This window comes from Streptomyces sp. NPDC096193 (assembly GCF_040302905.1).
Lineage (GTDB): Bacteria > Actinomycetota > Actinomycetes > Streptomycetales > Streptomycetaceae > Streptomyces.
Genome location: NZ_JBEOSJ010000003.1, coordinates 216,739 through 232,863, shown reverse-complemented (window position 1 = coordinate 232,863; position 16,125 = coordinate 216,739). Strand labels below are relative to the sequence as shown.

Below are 16,125 nucleotides of genomic sequence, written 5' to 3'. Positions count from 1 at the left end.
CGGATACTGCTCAGTCGTTCGGGAGCTTCCCCAGCGCTTCCATCGCCCGCTTGGTCACGTCGGTGACCTTGCCCAGCGCCGAGATCGTGACCACGAGGCCCTGATTCCGGTAGTAGTCGATGATCGGCTCCGTCTGCGTGTGGTACACCTCGAGCCGCTTGCGCACGGTCTCCTCGGAGTCGTCGTCACGCTGGTACAGGTCGCCGCCGCAGGTGTCGCAGACACCTTCCTGCTTCGGCGGCGAGTACGACAGGTGGAAGACGTGGCTCGAGTCGTTGCGGCAGATACGGCGGCCGGCGATGCGCCGCACGACCTCGTCCTCGGGAACCTCCAGGTCCAGCACCGCGTCCAGCGTCATGCCCTCGGACTTCAGCATCTCGTCGAGCGCCTCGGCCTGCGAGACGTTCCGCGGGAAGCCGTCCAGCAGGAAGCCGTTGCGGGCGTCCGTCTGTGCCATGCGGTCCTTCGCCATCGCGATGGTGACCTCGTCCGGCACCAGCTCACCGGCGTCCATGTAGGACTTGGCCTTGCGGCCCAGCTCGGTGCCCTGGCTGATGTTGGCGCGGAAGAGGTCGCCCGTGGAGATGTGCGGGATCGACAGGTTCGCGGCAAGGTACGCAGCCTGCGTTCCCTTGCCGGCACCGGGCGGCCCGACGAGGACGATTCGCATCAGCGGAGGAACCCTTCGTAATTGCGCTGCTGGAGCTGGCTCTCGATCTGCTTCACGGTCTCCAGACCCACACCCACGATGATGAGGATGCTCGTCCCGCCGAACGGGAAGTTCTGGTTCGCGCCTCCGAAGCCCGCCAACGCCATCGTCGGAACAAGAGCAATCAGACCCAGGTACAGCGAGCCCGGCCAAGTGATCCTGTTGAGCACGTAGCTCAGATACTCGGCAGTAGGTCGACCTGCCCGGATACCCGGGATGAAGCCACCATACTTCTTCATGTTGTCGGCAACTTCTTCGGGGTTGAAGGAGATAGCCACATAGAAGAAGGCGAAGAAGACAATCAGGAGGAAGTACGTGGCGATGTAGTAAGGGTGATCACCCTTGACGAAATGCGCCTCGATCCAGGTCTTCCAGCCTGACTGCGAGCTCGAGAACTGCGCCACCAGCGCCGGGATGTACAGCAGCGACGAAGCGAAGATGACCGGAATCACACCGGCCTGGTTCACCTTGAGCGGGATGTACGTGGACGTACCGCCGTAGGACCGCCGCCCGATCATGCGCTTCGCGTACTGCACCGGGATCCGGCGCTGCGCCTGTTCGACGAAGACGACCAGGGCCACCATCACGAAGCCGATCAGGATGACGGTGCCGAACTCGATCCAGCCCTTGGCGAGCTTGCCGCTCTGCTTGATCGCCCAGAGAGCACCGGGGAAGCCGGCGGCGATCGAGATGAACATCAGGATCGACATGCCGTTGCCGATGCCGCGGTCGGTGATCAGCTCACCGAGCCACATGACGGCGGCGGTACCCGCGGTCATGGTCACCACCATGACGATGGTGGTGAAGATCGACCGGTCGGGAACGATCTGATTGGCCACCTGACAGCCGCTGAACAACGCACCGCTGCGAGCCGTCGCCACAAGACCGGTGCCCTGCAGCACGGCGAGGGCGACAGTCAGGTATCGGGTGTACTGCGTGATCTTCGCCGTGCCGGACTGGCCCTCCTTCTTGAGGGCCTCGAGCCGTGGGATCACGACGGTCAGCAGCTGCAGGATGATGCTCGCCGTGATGTACGGCATGATGCCGAGCGCGAAGATGGTGATCTGCAGCAGCGCTCCGCCGCTGAACATGTTCACCAGCCCGAACAGGCTGTTGTTGTTCTTCTGCGCGGCGTCCACACAAATCTGCACATTGCCGTAGTCGACACCCGGAACCGGGATGTGCGATCCGAGCCGGTACAAAACGATGATGGCGAGTGTGAAGAGCAGCTTCTTGCGCAGGTCGGGCGTCTTGAACGCCCGGGCGAACGCGGTGAGCACGGTGCCTCCTGCGACCCCCGCGCTACTGCGTCAGAGGTGACGGTCTTGAGGATCGACGAATACGAAACAGGCAATCCGCACGATCCTAGTCGGACAGACCGTGCGGTCCGGGGGCGGTAACCCCCTTGTTACAGCAACAGTGCACGCCACCTTACCGGCGGATGTGCCCCCTAGGAACGACCAACCGGGGATGCCCCATTTGAGAGGCATCCCCGGTCGGTGTTTCAGCTTTCAGCCACTGAACTCGTCTCAGACGAGCTCGGTGACGGTGCCGCCGGCAGCGGCAATCTTCTCCTTGGCGGAGCCGGAGACGGCGTCGACCGTCACCTGCAGCGCCACGGAAAGCTCGCCCTGGCCAAGGACCTTGACGAGGCTGTTCTTGCGAACCGCACCCTTGGCGACCAGATCGGCCACCGTGACTTCGCCACCCTCGGGGTAGAGCGAAGAGAGCTTGTCCAGGTTGACAACCTGGTACTCGGTACGGAACGGGTTCTTGAAGCCCTTGAGCTTCGGGAGACGCATGTGGAGGGGCATCTGCCCACCCTCGAAGCGCTCCGGAACCTGGTAGCGGGCCTTGGTGCCCTTGGTTCCACGACCAGCGGTCTTACCCTTGGACGCCTCACCACGACCCACACGGGTCTTGGCGGTCTTGGCGCCCGGGGCGGGCCGGAGGTTGTGGACCTTCAGCGGGTTGTTCTCCGCCATGTCAGTCGACCTCCTCAACCGTCACGAGGTGGCGGACGGTGTGCACCATTCCGCGGAACTCGGGGCGGTCCTCCTTGACAACCACGTCGTGCAGGCGCTTGAGCCCGAGCGAACGCAGGGTGTCGCGGTGGTTCTGCTTGCTGCCGATGTAGGACTTCGTCTGCGTGATCTTGAGGCGGGCCATTACGCACCCGCTCCCGCACGTGCACGAAGCAGAGCCGCGGGGGCGACGTCCTCGAGGGGCAGACCACGGCGAGCCGCGATCTCCTCGGGACGCTGCAGGCCCTTGAGGGCCGCCACGGTCGCGTGCACGATGTTGATCGCGTTGGACGAGCCAAGCGACTTCGACAGGATGTCGTGAACGCCGGCGCACTCGAGCACGGCGCGCACCGGGCCACCGGCGATAACACCGGTACCGGGGGAAGCCGGCTTCAGCAGCACGACGCCCGCGGCACGCTCACCCGTGATGGGGTGCGGGATGGTGCCCTGGATACGGGGGACCTTGAAGAAGTGCTTCTTGGCCTCCTCAACACCCTTGGCGATGGCGGCCGGCACCTCCTTGGCCTTGCCGTAACCGACACCTACCGTGCCGTCACCGTCTCCGACCACGACGAGCGCGGTGAAGCTGAAGCGACGACCACCCTTGACAACCTTGGCGACGCGGTTGATCGCGACAACGCGCTCAACGTACGCGGTCTTCTCGGCGGCAGCTGCGCCACCGTCGCGACCCTTCCGGTCCCGCCGCTCGCCGCCACCGGCACCGCTTCCGCGGCGCTGGGGTCCAGCCATTGGAATTACCTCTCTCTGTTACGTCCGTTAGTCCCGGAACCGGGGCTCAGAACTTCAGCCCGGCTTCGCGGGCGGCGTCAGCCAGAGCGGCAATGCGCCCGGCGTACCTGTTGCCACCACGGTCGAACACGACAGCCTCGACACCGGCAGCCTTCGCACGCTCGGCGACGAGCGCGCCGACCTGCTTGGCCTGGGCGCTCTTGTCGCCCTCGCCACCGCGGATCGAGCTGTCCAGGGTCGACGCCGACGCGAGCGTGTGGCCCGCGATGTCGTCGATGACCTGCGCCACGATGTTGCGGTTGGAGCGCGTCACGACGAGGCGCGGACGCTCCGGCGTGCCGGAGACGTGCTTACGGACGCGGATGTGACGACGCTTGATGGCGGCGCGCTTGTACGCGTCACCCTTGGCGATCTTTACACCGTATGCCATGGCTTACTTACCCGCCTTTCCGACCTTGCGGCGGATGACCTCGCCCGCGTACTTGACGCCCTTGGCCTTGTACGGGTCGGGCTTGCGCAGCTTGCGGATGTTAGCGGCGACCTCGCCGACCTTCTGCTTGTCGATGCCCTCGACCGAGAACTTGGTCGGCGACTCGACCTTGAAGGAGATGCCCTCGGGCGCCTCCACCAGGATCGAGTGGCTGTAGCCGAGCTGGAACTCCAGGTTGGAGCCCTTCGCGGCGACGCGGTAACCGACACCGCTGATCTCGAGCGCCTTCGTGTATCCCTGGGTCACACCGGTGATCATGTTCGCCACCAGCGTGCGGGACAGGCCGTGAAGGGCCTTGTTCTGACGCTCGTCGTTGGGACGGGTGACGTTGAGAACGCCGTCCTCGCCCTTAACAATCTCGATCGGCGCGGCGACGGTGTGCGCGAGGGACCCCTTGGGGCCCTTCACCGCGACCGTGCGGCCATCGATGGTGACGTCCACACCGGCGGGAACCTGGATGGGGAGCTTGCCGATACGCGACATGAGCTTTTCCTCCGTTCCCGACTACCAGACGTAGGCGAGGACTTCCCCACCCACGCCCTTCTTCTGAGCCTGCTGGCCGGTCAGGAGACCGTGGGACGTGGAGATGATCGCCACGCCCAGGCCGCCGAGAACCTTCGGCAGATTGGTGGACTTCGCGTACACGCGCAGACCCGGCTTCGAAATCCGCTTGATGCCGGCGATCGAGCGCTCGCGGTTCGGGCCGAACTTCAGCTCGAGGACGAGGTTCTTGCCGACCTCGGCGTCCTCGACCTTCCAGCCGGTGATGAAGCCCTCCTGCTGGAGGATCTCCGCGATGTGCGACTTGATCTTGCTGTGCGGCATCACGACGGAGTCGTGGTACGCCGAGTTTGCGTTACGCAGACGCGTGAGCATGTCTGCGATCGGATCAGTCATGGTCATGAATTGGCCTTCGGCCTCTCTCGCCGGGGTTTCCTGTATGCGCCATCCCTCTCCCCACTCAGTGGCGGGACGGGTGCGGTGCGGGGACCTACGGCGTAGTAAGTCGTACGGGCGGCGGACGCCCAACCCCACAAGCCTACGGCATGTGAGGGAGGGCTCCCGCCGACCAGATGCTTACCGAGAGTCTCCGGGAATTCCCAAGAAGGGAATTACCAGGAGCTCTTGGTCACGCCCGGCAGCTCGCCACGGTGAGCCATCTCACGAAGGCACACGCGGCACAGGCCGAACTTACGGTAGACGGAGTGGGGACGACCGCAACGCTGGCAGCGCGTGTAGCCACGCACGCCGAACTTGGGCTTGCGGGCGGCCTTGGCAATGAGAGCCTTCTTCGCCACGGCTCACGCCTCCTTGAACGGGAAGCCGAGGTGACGAAGGAGGGCGCGGCCCTCATCGTCATTGGTCGCCGTGGTGACCACGGTGATGTCCATACCCCGGACGCGGTCGATCTTGTCCTGGTCGATCTCGTGGAACATGACCTGCTCCGTGAGACCGAAGGTGTAGTTGCCACGGCCGTCGAACTGCTTGGGAGACAGACCACGGAAGTCGCGGATGCGCGGAAGCGCGAGCGACAGGGTGCGGTCCAGGAACTCCCACATGCGGTCGCCACGAAGCGTGACGTGGGCACCGATCGGCTGGCCCTCACGCAGCTTGAACTGCGCGATGGACTTACGGGCCTTGGTGACGGCCGGCTTCTGGCCGGTGATCGTGGTGAGGTCCTTGATGGCACCGTCGATCAGCTTGGAGTCGCGGGCGGCGTCGCCCACACCCATGTTGACCACGATCTTGACGAGGCCGGGAACCTGCATGACGTTCTCGTAGGAGAACTCCTCACGCAGCTTGCCGCTGATCTCCTCGCGGTACTTCGTCTTGAGACGCGGAGTGGTGGTGGTAGCCATCAGATGTCCTCACCCGTCCGCTTGGCAACGCGGATCTTGTTGCCCTCGTCGTCGAAGCGGTAACCGACGCGCGTGACGACCTTGTTGCCGTCCTTCTCCACGACGAGCTGAACATTGCTCACGTGAACAGGGGCCTCGGTCGTGACGATGCCACCGGTCTGCGAACCGCGAGCGGTCTGACCGGCCTTGGTGTGCTTCTTGACCCGGTTGACACCCTCGACCAGGACGCGGTCCTCGCGGGGGAAGGCCGCGATGACCTTGCCCTGCTTGCCCTTGTCCTTACCGGTGATGACCTGAACCAGGTCGCCCTTCTTGATCTTCATGCTTACAGCACCTCCGGCGCGAGCGAGATGATCTTCATGAACTTCTTCTCGCGCAGCTCACGACCCACCGGGCCGAAGATACGGGTGCCGCGAGGGTCGCCGTCGTTCTTGAGAATGACAGCGGCGTTCTCGTCGAAGCGGATGTACGAGCCGTCCTGGCGGCGGCGCTCCTTCACGGTGCGAACGATGACCGCCTTGACGACGTCACCCTTCTTCACGTTGCCACCGGGGATCGCGTCCTTGACGGTGGCGACGATGACGTCACCGATGCCCGCGTAGCGGCGGCCGGAACCACCGAGAACACGGATGCAAAGGATCTCCTTGGCACCAGTGTTGTCGGCGACACGCAGCCGCGACTCCTGCTGGATCACGTCTATCTCCTGATCGTCTGCCGGTTCCCGGCAGGGGCACCTGGGTGCCCCTGCCGAGCCTGGCGGAACTGTCCTGAGGGAAACCCCTCAGGGATTCTGTTTCTCAGCAGTCCCCTCGCGGGGACTACTTGGCCTTCTCGAGGATCTCGACGATGCGCCAGCGCTTGGTCGCCGACAGCGGACGCGTCTCCATGATGAGGACGCGGTCGCCGACGCCGGCAGCGTTCTGCTCGTCGTGCGCCTTGAGCTTGTTCGTACGGCGGATGACCTTGCCGTACAGCGCGTGCTTGACGCGGTCCTCGACGGCGACGACGACAGTCTTGTCCATCTTGTCGCTGACGACGAGACCCTCACGGGTCTTGCGGAATCCGCGCGTTTCGGTCTTCTCAGTCACGTTGCTCTCGCTCATCAGGCGCTCTCCACCGTCTCGATGCCCAGCTCGCGCTCACGCATGAGGGTGTAGATCCGCGCGATGTCCTTGCGGACGGCCTTGAGCCGGCCATGGTTCTCGAGCTGACCGGTCGCCGCCTGGAAGCGGAGGTTGAACAGCTCTTCCTTGGCCTCGCTGAGCTTGGCAACAAGCTCCTCGTTGCCCAGTTCGCGCAGCTCGGACGCCTTGGTACCGGTAGACATCACGACTCACCTGCCTCGCGCCGAACGATCCGGCACTTCATCGGAAGCTTGTGAGCAGCGCGGGTAAGCGCCTCACGCGCAATCTTCTCGTTCGGGTAGGACAGCTCGAACATCACCCGACCGGGATGAACGTTCGCGACCCACCACTCCGGGGAACCCTTACCGGAACCCATGCGGGTCTCGGCGGGCTTCTTGGTCAGCGGGCGGTCCGGGTAGATGTTGATCCAGACCTTGCCGCCACGCTTGATGTGGCGGGTCATCGCGATACGAGCCGCCTCGATCTGGCGGTTGGTCACGTACGCCGGAGTCATGGCCTGGATGCCGTACTCGCCGAACGCAACCGTCGTACCACCCTTGGCCATACCGCGGCGCTTGGGGTGGTGCTGCTTGCGGTGCTTGACCCTACGGGGGATCAGCATTTCGGTCAGGCCTCCGTTCCAGTGCTCTCAGCCGGAGCGGCAGCGGCGGCGTCGGCCTTGGGGGCCTCGGCAGGCTGCGGCTGGCCACTCTGGGCCCCCGGCTGCTGCGGCTTGCGGCCGCGACCGCCACCACGCTCGCCACCACGGCCACCGCGGCCGGCCGGGCGGTCGGCGCCGCCACGAGCCGGACGGTTGCCGGCGCGCGCGGCGGCGTTCTCGGCGCGGACCTCGGCGATGTTCTTGACGTCGCCCTTGTAGATCCAGACCTTCACACCGATACGGCCGAAGGTCGTCTTGGCCTCGAAGAAGCCGTAGTCGACGTTCGCGCGGAGCGTGTGCAGGGGCACACGGCCCTCGCGGTAGAACTCCGAGCGGGACATCTCGGCGCCACCGAGACGGCCACCGCACTGGATCTTGATGCCCTTGGCGCCGGCCTTCATCGAGCTCTGCATCGACTTGCGCATCGCACGACGGAAGGAGACGCGGGAGGAGAGCTGCTCGGCGACGGCCTGGGCCACCAGCTGAGCGTCCACCTCGGGGTTCTTGACCTCGAGGATGTTCAGCTGGACCTGCTTGCCGGTCAGCTTCTCCAGCTCGCCGCGGATGCGGTCCGCCTCGGCGCCGCGGCGACCGATGACGATGCCCGGACGAGCGGTGTGGATGTCAACGCGGACGCGGTCGCGGGTGCGCTCGATCTCGACCTTCGAGATGCCGGCCCGCTCCATGCCCTTCGTCATCATGCGACGAATGGCGACGTCTTCCTTGACGTAGTCCTTGTACAGCTTGTCGGCGTACCAACGGGACTTGAAGTCCGTGGTGATGCCGAGCCGGAACCCATGCGGGTTAACCTTCTGGCCCATTACCGGGTTCCTTCCTTGCTGCTGACGACCACGGTGATGTGGCTGGTCCGCTTACGGATCCGGTAGGCACGGCCCTGAGCACGCGGACGGAACCGCTTCAGGGTCGGGCCCTCGTCCACGTACGCCTCGCTGATGACCAGCGAAGAGGCGTCGGAGTGGTCGTAGTTGTGTGCAGCGTTGGCAATGGCGCTGTCCAGCACCTTGCCAACCGGCACGCTCGCGGCCTGCGGGGCGAAACGCAGGACCGCCTGAGCCTCCGTGGCATCCATGCCACGGATGAGGTCCACCACTCGGCGGGCCTTCATGGGCGTGACGCGGATGTACCGCGCCTGGGCCCTGGCTTCCATGGTTGTCCCTTCGGTGTAAGTCATAGTCAGTCACCCCGCTTTAGCGGCGCTTCGACTTCCGGTCGTCCTTGACGTGGCCGCGGAAGGTGCGAGTCGGCGAGAACTCGCCGAGCTTGTGGCCGACCATCGACTCGGTGACGAACACCGGGACGTGGATCTTGCCGTTGTGCACCGCGATCGTGTGGCCGAGCATGGCCGGGACGATCATCGAGCGACGGGACCAGGTCTTGATGACGTTCTTGGTGCCTGCTTCGTTCTGGACATCCACCTTCTTGATCAGGTGGTCGTCGACGAAGGGCCCCTTCTTGAGACTGCGCGGCATCTAAACCCGCTCCTAGCGCTTCTTGTTCGTCTTGCGGCGGCGGACGATGTACTTGCTCGATGCCTTCTTCGGCGAGCGAGTACGACCCTCCTTCTGACCCCACGGGCTGACCGGGTGGCGACCACCGGAGGTCTTGCCCTCACCACCACCGTGCGGGTGGTCAACCGGGTTCATCGCGACACCGCGGACGGTCGGGCGGACGCCCTTCCAGCGCAGACGGCCGGCCTTGCCCCAGTTGATGTTCGACTGCTCGGCGTTGCCGACCTCGCCGATCGTGGCGCGGCAGCGGGCGTCGACCAGCCGGATCTCACCGGACGGCATACGAAGGTGGGCCATCGTGCCCTCCTTCGCCAGCAGCTGCACGGAGGCACCCGCGGAACGGGCGAACTTCGCGCCGCCGCCGGGCCGCAGCTCGATGGCGTGGATGGTCGTACCGACCGGGATGTTACGCAGCGCCAGGTTGTTGCCGGGCTTGATGTCGGCGGCCGGGCCGTTCTCGACACGGTCGCCCTGCGTCAGGCCCTTGGGCGCGATGATGTAGCGCTTCTCGCCGTCTGCGTAGTGCAGAAGCGCGATGCGCGCGGTGCGGTTCGGGTCGTACTCGATGTGAGCGACCTTGGCCGGCACGCCGTCCTTGTCGTGACGACGGAAGTCGATCACGCGGTAGGCGCGCTTGTGGCCACCGCCCTGGTGACGGACGGTCACACGACCGGTGTTGTTACGGCCGCCCTTGCTGTGCAGGGGGCGGACCAGCGACTTCTCCGGCGTGGACCGCGTGATCTCGACAAAGTCGGCGACGCTGGAGCCACGACGGCCCGGGGTCGTCGGCTTGTACTTGCGGATACCCATTGTCTCTCAGTCCTCGGAAGAATTCCGGATCCTGGACGTCTCGACCTCCGTCAGGAGGTCGGGCCGCCGAAGATGTCGATACGGTCGCCCTCGGCGAGGGTCACGATGGCGCGCTTCGTGTTGGAGCGCTTGCCGAAACCGGTGCGGGTGCGCTTGCGCTTGCCCTGGCGGTTGATCGTGTTGACCCCGGTGACCTTGACCGAGAAGACCGCCTCGACGGCCTGCTTGATCTGGGTCTTGTTCGCGCGCGGGTCGACGATGAACGTGTACTTGTTCTCGTCCAGCAGCGCGTAGCTCTTCTCGGACACAACCGGCTTGACAAGAATGTCGCGCGGGTCCGAGTACGTCTTGCTGGTGACGACGGCCTCAGTCATCAGGCGTCGCTCCCTTCGGTCTCAGCGTTCCGGCCAGTAGGCGCGCCGGACACGAAGGACTCGAAAGCGGCCTGGGTGAAGACCACGTCGTCGGAGACGAGCACGTCGTACGTGTTCAGCTGGCCCGGCTCCAGGATGTGCACCTGGGGCAGGTTGCGGGCGGACAGCCACGCGGCCTCGTCGGCGCGGTCGACGACCAGGAGCAGGTTCTTGCGCTCCGAGATCTTGCCGAACAGCGTCTTGGCGGCCTTGGTGGAAGCCGCACCCTCGACCACGCCGGAGACGACGTGGATACGGGAGTGACGGGCCCGGTCGGACAGGGCACCGCGCAGGGCGGCGGCCTTCATCTTCTTCGGGGTCCGCTGCGAGTAGTCACGCGGCACGGGGCCGTGGACAACGCCACCGCCGGCGAACTGCGGCGCACGGGTCGAACCCTGACGGGCGCGGCCGGTGCCCTTCTGGCGGTAGGGCTTCTTGCCACCACCACGGACCTCGCCACGCGTCTTGACCTTGTGCGTGCCCTGGCGGGCAGCGGCCAGCTGCGCGACGACGACCTGGTGGATCAGCGGAATGCTGACCTTGGCGTCGAAGATCTCGGCCGGGAGCTCAACGGTCCCGGACTTGTCGCCCGCGGGCGACAGAATGTCAATGGTGCTCATAGTCCTCAGGCCCCCTTGGCCGCAGTGCGGACCAGGACCAGGCCGCCGTTGGGACCAGGAACCGCGCCCTTGATGAGCAGCAGGCCCTTCTCCGCGTCAACGGCGTGAACGGTCAGGTTCTGGGTGGTGACCCGCTCGTTGCCCATGCGGCCCGCCATACGGAGGCCCTTGAACACACGGCCCGGGGTGGCACAGCCACCGATGGAGCCGGGAGAGCGGTGCTTGCGCTGGGTACCGTGACCGGCGCCGAGGCCCTTGAAGTTGTGACGCTTCATGACACCGGCGAAGCCCTTGCCCTTGCTCTTGCCCGTGACGTCGACCTTGACGCCGGACTCGAACACCTCGGCAGTGATCTCCTGGCCGAGCGTGTACTCGGCGGCATCGGAGGTACGGAGCTCCACCAGGTGGCGGCGGGGGGTCACGTCGGCCTTGGCGAAGTGGCCCTTGAGGGGCTTGTTCACCTTGCGAGGGTCGATCTCGCCGAAGGCGATCTGGACCGACTCGTAGCCGTCGGAGTCATTCGTACGGACCTGGGTGACAACACACGGCCCGGCCTTGACGACGGTCACCGGGACGACACGGTTGTTCTCGTCCCAGACCTGGGTCATGCCGAGCTTCTCGCCCAGGACGCCCTTGATCTGCTTTGCCATCTCTTCCGCGCCTCTCAGAGCTTGATCTCGATGTCGACGCCGGCCGGAAGGTCCAGGCGCATCAACGAGTCAACGGTCTTGGGCGTCGGGTCGAGAATGTCGATCAGGCGCTTGTGCGTACGCATCTCGAAGTGCTCGCGCGAGTCCTTGTACTTGTGCGGCGACTTGATGACGCAGTACACGTTCTTCTCAGTGGGCAGCGGCACCGGGCCCGCGACCGACGCACCAGTGCGAGTCACCGTCTCGACGATCTTCTTCGCCGAAGAGTCGATGACCTCGTGGTCGTAGGCCTTGAGCCGGATGCGGATCTTCTGTCCCGCCATGGCTACTCAGTAGTCCTGTCTCTCGTAACGCTCCGGAACTCGGCGGGTACTGCGTTCTTCTCCGACCCACGCGGTCGGGCGTGTCGCACTCCCTCTACGAAGATCTCCCGAAGGATTTCCCAACCAAGGGGGTGCGGGCCTGAGCCGCGCATCGGGGGAAGAACACCCACCGAGTGCCTGGCTGGTACCCCGCTGACACTTCCCGGAAGATTCCCGTACGTCCGCTCCAGCGCTGCCCGGTGGGCAGTTGGAGCGACGAGTACTGTGGGACTCGCTTCCGGTCCTCCCGGCGGGAGGCGCGCAGCATTGGCACTCAACCGAGCAACCCGGACAGTCTGCCATACGCGCCCGCGCCCTGGCCAATCGAGCCGAAGAGGTTACCCCGGCGGCTTTTGCTGTCAAACCCCGGCGCGCGGCGAACTCCCGTCCTCGGGCGCCCGACCGGGCTCATCGGGCCGAGGGTGAAACCGGGTCTTTGGAGCGGTGGCGCACCAGAAGCGGGACCGGCCGCCCGGGGCGGGATTCCTCGCTCACGCCGCCCGCAACGAACGGCCGATGTGCCGACGCCCCTCGACGCGCCGGACGCCGCGAGGGCCGCGAGGGGGCTCGTCCCACGCCGTCACGGCGCGTACGGAAGCGGACGTCGTGCACCGTCCCACCTGCGGGTGAAGACTCTCAACTCCGCACATCTGTCCCTGCTTTGAGCGCCACGGTCTCCGTGAGGTCGTCAGCGGCATGTGCCACCGGCAACCCTCCCCCGCTGCCCCGAACCCCGCAAGGAACCGCATGGTCAGCTCGCCGCACGACGCGATGCACCGCATCTTCCAGGAGTACCCCGGACTCTTCTCCCGGGTCTCCGAGGTGCTGGGCCTCGCCTTCGCCCCGCCCACGTCGGTCACGGTCGCCGGCTCCTGCGCGCACCCAACGCTTCCTCCGTCGAAGAGATCTTCACCGAGGACTGGGCCGCTTCGTTTGGACCACCGGGCAGACCAACGGCGCGCCGCTGTCAAACGGTCGGCCCGGTGCGGAGCCGCCGCGCGTCCCGCACGAGAGCGTACGAAGCGCTGAGGAAGATCACAGCTCCAGCCCCGATCCAGAGGGCCGATGCCCCGGAGCGGTACTCGCGAACGGCGAGAACGAGCAGCATCAAGCTGGCAAGGACGCCGAAGGCCGAGATCAGAGTGCTGATGCGGTGAGTCACACGGTCATCATCAACGACAACCTCGGCCGGCGGAAGTGATCCAAACGAACCGCGCCCCGGGCCTTGGGAGCCGGGGAGGCGGCGCATGGCCGCCTCGCGGGCCCCGCGGGCACGGCTCAGATGCGTCGAGCTGCCCTCGTCCTTCGGCATCAGGCTGACCGGCGGCCCTTGTCAACGGACGAACCAGGATCCTGCAGCTCGATCGGGACGGGCTTCCCCTCGCGCGCCTGCGTCTTCGGGGCGGTCGGGGACACGGACCCCGGAACCCCGTCGTCCGGCACACGACACCCCCGTCCCGTCCCCGACGCCGGACGGACATATGAGCACACCGGAGCCGGCACAGCCACGCATGACCGAGGCACCCACCGGCCTCGCGGGCCCCAGACAACTTGACCGAAGAGACTGGGGCGCCCCCGGTCGAACAAATGTCGCCGTCCAGAGCAACCCCAGGCATCGAACAGCCGTCTAGTTGATCGCGGAAAGCGGCCCTGACCAGCCCATCCGCGCTGTGGGGGAGATCACTGGACGCAGCCGGGGGCCACGACCCGTCCGCTGCGGGGGAAGCGGACGGAGCACGACTCGTGAACGACAGACCTGCCCATGCCCCGACGCGCCCCGAGCGCATACCGGGCGCGCGCACGGCCGGCGGCGAGCGCCGCGAGATACCCGGGCCGCCGGGCCCGCGGCGGTCGGCGAGGCCCCGTACCCGGCCGGCGGCCCCGCTGCCTCCACGTCCTCGCAGCGCATCTGGCCCACCGCGAAAGCCGACCCCGCACAGGGCGCCGAGCGAACCCGGCCCCGCCGTCGCAGCGTCGTCGCTGCCGCCACCGCGCTCCTCGGCGCCGGCGTCCTCTCCTCGTGCTCCGTCCCGGCCTCCCGGCGCTCCACCCGCACCGCCGATCCCGCCCCCGGCCTGGCGATAGCCAGTACCCGCCGTGCCCAGCTCATGCAGATACTCGCCCACCCCGACGACGACCTGTACTTCATGAACCCGGACACCCAGCGGATGCTCGACGCCGGAGTGCCCCTCGTCTGCGTGTACGTCTCCGCGGGCGAGCACGACGGCCGCAACCACATACCCGGCGCCCCGGACGTCCCCGCCGACCGGCCGGCGTACTCCTCCGCCCGGCACCAGGGCCTGCGGCAGGCCTACGCCACGCTCCTCGGGCTCGACAGGTTCACCGACTGGACCAAGGGCATCGCCTCCCTGCGCGGTGACCGGCTCGCCGAGATCAACACGCTCACCAACGGCAGCCGCCGGGTCGAGCTGATCTTCCTCAACCTGCCGATGCACACCACCCGCCGCTGGATGGCCCTTCCCAGCCTCTGGCGCGACCGGGCGCTCGGGCTCCAGACCGTCGTGGCCGAGGGCTCCCCGCTGCGCAAGGCGGTCGCGTACGACTACGACAGCCTCGTCGACGTCCTCGTCGGGCTGATGGAGCAGTACCGGCCGACCGTCGTCCAGACGCTCGATCCGGACCCGGACATCCAGCACAGCGACGAGGCCACCCGGAAGAAGGACAGCGAGCAGCGCGGCTACTCCGACCACGCCGACCACACGGCCGTCGCCTGCTTCAGCTGGGCCGCGATGGTGCGCTGGGTGGCGGACGCGACGGCGGACGGCGGGCAGGTGCCCGGGTTCGTCGCCACCGCCTTCCGCGGCTACTACAACCGGCACTGGCCCAAGAACCTCCCGGCCCCGGTCGTCCAGAAGAAGGCCGCGCATCTCGTCCCGTACGGCGGCGATCCCGCCTGGGAGTGCGGCAACCCGTCGGGCTGCGGCGACTACAACGTGAGCGGCATGCGGCCGCTGACCAACAAGAAGGGCTGGGTCCGCTCCACCCACCACCGCTACCCCGGCGCGCGTCCCGTGGTCGCCACGGACCCCGACGGGCGTCTCGCGGCCTACGGGGTGCTCGGGCTCCGGGCGGTGCGCTGGCGCGAGACCCGGCCCGGCAGCGGACAGTGGGGCGCCCCGGACGACCTGGGCGGAGGGCCGCTCGCCCCCGCGCTCGGATCGGCGGCGCTGCCCGACGGCCGGCAGCTCGTCTTCGGACTGCGATTCGCCTCCCTCGGCGGCCGCGGCGGGCCGAACCGCCGCGAGGTGGTCCTGCTCGAACAGCGCGCCCCTGGTGGGGAGTTCCTCGCCTGGGACGGTCTCGGCAACCCCGAGCGGGACGAGGACCGCGGTCGGCGCATCGGCGTCCCGGTCGCGGTGACCGCCCCCGACGGCCGGGTGCACCTCTTCGTGCGCAACGCCGACAAGGGCCTCAGCACACGGGTACGGAGCACCGACGGGCGCTGGGACCGCTGGCGGGACCTGGGCGGCGAGGAGGTCCAGGACGGGCTGTCCGCCGTCGTCGACAGCTCGGGCCGCGTCCATGTCTTCGCGGCGGGCCGGCATCGTGTGCACCACTGGGCGCAGGACGTCCTCGGCGAGGAGATGACCTTCCGCGCTGTCGACGGCGCCGACCTGCCCGCCCCGGGCGACGCGATCGCCGCGCTGCCGGCCCCCGGCGGCGGCATCGAGCTCTACTACCGCAAGCCGACCGCGGCGCCGGTGACGGCGGTCCGTGCCGGCGGGGCCCCGGCGCGCGCCCGGACCCTGCGGTTCGACGGCCACGGCCCGGTGAGCGCGGCCGCCGCGCCCGGCGGCCCGGTGCTGCTGGGCACCGACCTCCGTGGGCGGGTCCAACTCCACACACCCCGGGGCGTACTGACGCGCACTCAGGGAACCGAGCCGCTCCCAGGACCGGCGCTGACGGTGACCCGCTCCGGGACCACGGCAGTCGGTCTGGGTGCGGACGCGCACCCCTGGCTCTGGTACCCGCAGGCCGGCACGGCCGGCTGACACCCGGCACCCGGCACCCGGCACCCGGCACCCGGCACCCGCCGACAACGCGAGAAGGCCCCGCACCGTGAGGTGCGGGGCCTTCTGCTTGGTGCTCTGCGGGAGCTACCA

General features: G+C 67.2%; 24 protein-coding genes. 1 reads left to right on the top strand and 23 read right to left on the bottom strand.

Features of this window, described 5'->3' with window-relative positions:
- Positions 1 to 10 precede the first annotated feature (10 nt).
- From ABTX78_RS06520 to rpsJ, 23 genes are all read right to left on the bottom strand, one after another.
- Positions 11 to 670 carry an adenylate kinase gene (locus ABTX78_RS06520; protein ID WP_352205680.1) on the bottom strand — a complete coding sequence of 220 codons (660 nt, stop codon included), beginning with the start codon at positions 668 to 670 and terminating at the stop codon, positions 11 to 13.
- Complete coding sequence (secY, locus tag ABTX78_RS06515) at positions 670 to 1,989, bottom strand: preprotein translocase subunit SecY (RefSeq protein ID WP_352205679.1); 1,320 nt, start codon at positions 1,987 to 1,989, stop codon at positions 670 to 672. The genes ABTX78_RS06520 and secY overlap by 1 nt, the downstream gene beginning before the upstream one ends.
- A gap of 249 nt (positions 1,990 to 2,238) precedes the next feature.
- Positions 2,239 to 2,694 (bottom strand): 50S ribosomal protein L15, encoded by a 456-nt coding sequence (gene rplO / locus ABTX78_RS06510; protein ID WP_313944679.1) that lies wholly within the window; start codon positions 2,692 to 2,694, stop codon positions 2,239 to 2,241.
- Between the two features lies 1 nt (position 2,695).
- Positions 2,696 to 2,878: a 50S ribosomal protein L30 gene (gene rpmD, locus ABTX78_RS06505; RefSeq protein ID WP_018550611.1), complete on the bottom strand. Its 183-nt coding sequence runs from the start codon at positions 2,876 to 2,878 to the stop codon at positions 2,696 to 2,698.
- Positions 2,878 to 3,483 carry a 30S ribosomal protein S5 gene (rpsE, locus tag ABTX78_RS06500; RefSeq protein WP_313944680.1) on the bottom strand — a complete coding sequence of 202 codons (606 nt, stop codon included), beginning with the start codon at positions 3,481 to 3,483 and terminating at the stop codon, positions 2,878 to 2,880. Before rpsE ends, rpmD begins: the two co-directional genes overlap by 1 nt.
- A 46-nt stretch (positions 3,484 to 3,529) precedes the next feature.
- Positions 3,530 to 3,913, bottom strand: a complete 384-nt coding sequence (gene rplR, locus ABTX78_RS06495) for a 50S ribosomal protein L18 (RefSeq protein WP_328671276.1) — start codon at positions 3,911 to 3,913, stop codon at positions 3,530 to 3,532.
- A gap of 3 nt (positions 3,914 to 3,916) precedes the next feature.
- Positions 3,917 to 4,456: a 50S ribosomal protein L6 gene (gene rplF / locus ABTX78_RS06490; protein ID WP_313944682.1), complete on the bottom strand. Its 540-nt coding sequence runs from the start codon at positions 4,454 to 4,456 to the stop codon at positions 3,917 to 3,919.
- 21 nt (positions 4,457 to 4,477) lie between these two features.
- Positions 4,478 to 4,876, bottom strand: coding sequence for a 30S ribosomal protein S8 (gene rpsH / locus ABTX78_RS06485; protein ID WP_005313538.1), 399 nt, complete (start codon positions 4,874 to 4,876; stop codon positions 4,478 to 4,480).
- A 209-nt stretch (positions 4,877 to 5,085) separates the two neighbouring features.
- On the bottom strand, positions 5,086 to 5,271 hold the full coding sequence (locus tag ABTX78_RS06480; RefSeq protein ID WP_003948630.1) for a type Z 30S ribosomal protein S14: 186 nt from the start codon (positions 5,269 to 5,271) through the stop codon (positions 5,086 to 5,088).
- Positions 5,272 to 5,274: 3 nt separating this feature from the next.
- Positions 5,275 to 5,832, bottom strand: a complete 558-nt coding sequence (gene rplE / locus ABTX78_RS06475) for a 50S ribosomal protein L5 (protein ID WP_352205678.1) — start codon at positions 5,830 to 5,832, stop codon at positions 5,275 to 5,277.
- Positions 5,832 to 6,155: a 50S ribosomal protein L24 gene (gene rplX, locus ABTX78_RS06470; RefSeq protein WP_142214201.1), complete on the bottom strand. Its 324-nt coding sequence runs from the start codon at positions 6,153 to 6,155 to the stop codon at positions 5,832 to 5,834. The genes rplE and rplX overlap by 1 nt, the downstream gene beginning before the upstream one ends.
- Positions 6,156 to 6,157: 2 nt before the next feature.
- On the bottom strand, positions 6,158 to 6,526 hold the full coding sequence (gene rplN, locus ABTX78_RS06465) for a 50S ribosomal protein L14 (protein ID WP_003956455.1): 369 nt from the start codon (positions 6,524 to 6,526) through the stop codon (positions 6,158 to 6,160).
- A gap of 124 nt (positions 6,527 to 6,650) precedes the next feature.
- Entirely contained in the window at positions 6,651 to 6,935 is a 285-nt protein-coding gene (rpsQ, locus tag ABTX78_RS06460; RefSeq protein ID WP_313944684.1) for a 30S ribosomal protein S17, read from the bottom strand.
- Positions 6,935 to 7,159 carry a 50S ribosomal protein L29 gene (gene rpmC, locus ABTX78_RS06455; protein ID WP_340474765.1) on the bottom strand — a complete coding sequence of 75 codons (225 nt, stop codon included), beginning with the start codon at positions 7,157 to 7,159 and terminating at the stop codon, positions 6,935 to 6,937. Before rpmC ends, rpsQ begins: the two co-directional genes overlap by 1 nt.
- Positions 7,159 to 7,578, bottom strand: a complete 420-nt coding sequence (gene rplP, locus ABTX78_RS06450; RefSeq protein ID WP_313944685.1) for a 50S ribosomal protein L16 — start codon at positions 7,576 to 7,578, stop codon at positions 7,159 to 7,161. The genes rpmC and rplP overlap by 1 nt, the downstream gene beginning before the upstream one ends.
- Positions 7,579 to 7,583: 5 nt before the next feature.
- Positions 7,584 to 8,438 (bottom strand): 30S ribosomal protein S3, encoded by an 855-nt coding sequence (rpsC, locus tag ABTX78_RS06445; RefSeq protein ID WP_352205677.1) that lies wholly within the window; start codon positions 8,436 to 8,438, stop codon positions 7,584 to 7,586.
- Positions 8,438 to 8,785 (bottom strand): 50S ribosomal protein L22, encoded by a 348-nt coding sequence (gene rplV / locus ABTX78_RS06440; RefSeq protein ID WP_016645177.1) that lies wholly within the window; start codon positions 8,783 to 8,785, stop codon positions 8,438 to 8,440. Before rplV ends, rpsC begins: the two co-directional genes overlap by 1 nt.
- A gap of 40 nt (positions 8,786 to 8,825) precedes the next feature.
- Entirely contained in the window at positions 8,826 to 9,107 is a 282-nt protein-coding gene (rpsS, locus tag ABTX78_RS06435; protein WP_030351437.1) for a 30S ribosomal protein S19, read from the bottom strand.
- A gap of 12 nt (positions 9,108 to 9,119) precedes the next feature.
- Positions 9,120 to 9,956 carry a 50S ribosomal protein L2 gene (gene rplB / locus ABTX78_RS06430; protein WP_108151510.1) on the bottom strand — a complete coding sequence of 279 codons (837 nt, stop codon included), beginning with the start codon at positions 9,954 to 9,956 and terminating at the stop codon, positions 9,120 to 9,122.
- A 50-nt stretch (positions 9,957 to 10,006) separates the two neighbouring features.
- Positions 10,007 to 10,330: a 50S ribosomal protein L23 gene (rplW, locus tag ABTX78_RS06425; protein WP_352205676.1), complete on the bottom strand. Its 324-nt coding sequence runs from the start codon at positions 10,328 to 10,330 to the stop codon at positions 10,007 to 10,009.
- Positions 10,330 to 10,989, bottom strand: coding sequence for a 50S ribosomal protein L4 (rplD, locus tag ABTX78_RS06420; protein WP_313944688.1), 660 nt, complete (start codon positions 10,987 to 10,989; stop codon positions 10,330 to 10,332). Before rplD ends, rplW begins: the two co-directional genes overlap by 1 nt.
- Positions 10,990 to 10,994: 5 nt before the next feature.
- A complete protein-coding gene (gene rplC, locus ABTX78_RS06415) occupies positions 10,995 to 11,639 on the bottom strand; it encodes a 50S ribosomal protein L3 (RefSeq protein WP_313944689.1) in 645 nt (214 codons plus the stop codon).
- Between the two features lie 14 nt (positions 11,640 to 11,653).
- Positions 11,654 to 11,962, bottom strand: a complete 309-nt coding sequence (rpsJ, locus tag ABTX78_RS06410; RefSeq protein WP_003948644.1) for a 30S ribosomal protein S10 — start codon at positions 11,960 to 11,962, stop codon at positions 11,654 to 11,656.
- A 2,147-nt stretch (positions 11,963 to 14,109) separates the two neighbouring features.
- Here rpsJ and ABTX78_RS06405 point away from each other — a divergent pair.
- Positions 14,110 to 16,014 carry a PIG-L family deacetylase gene (locus tag ABTX78_RS06405; protein ID WP_352205675.1) on the top strand — a complete coding sequence of 635 codons (1,905 nt, stop codon included), beginning with the start codon at positions 14,110 to 14,112 and terminating at the stop codon, positions 16,012 to 16,014.
- Positions 16,015 to 16,125 lie beyond the last annotated feature (111 nt).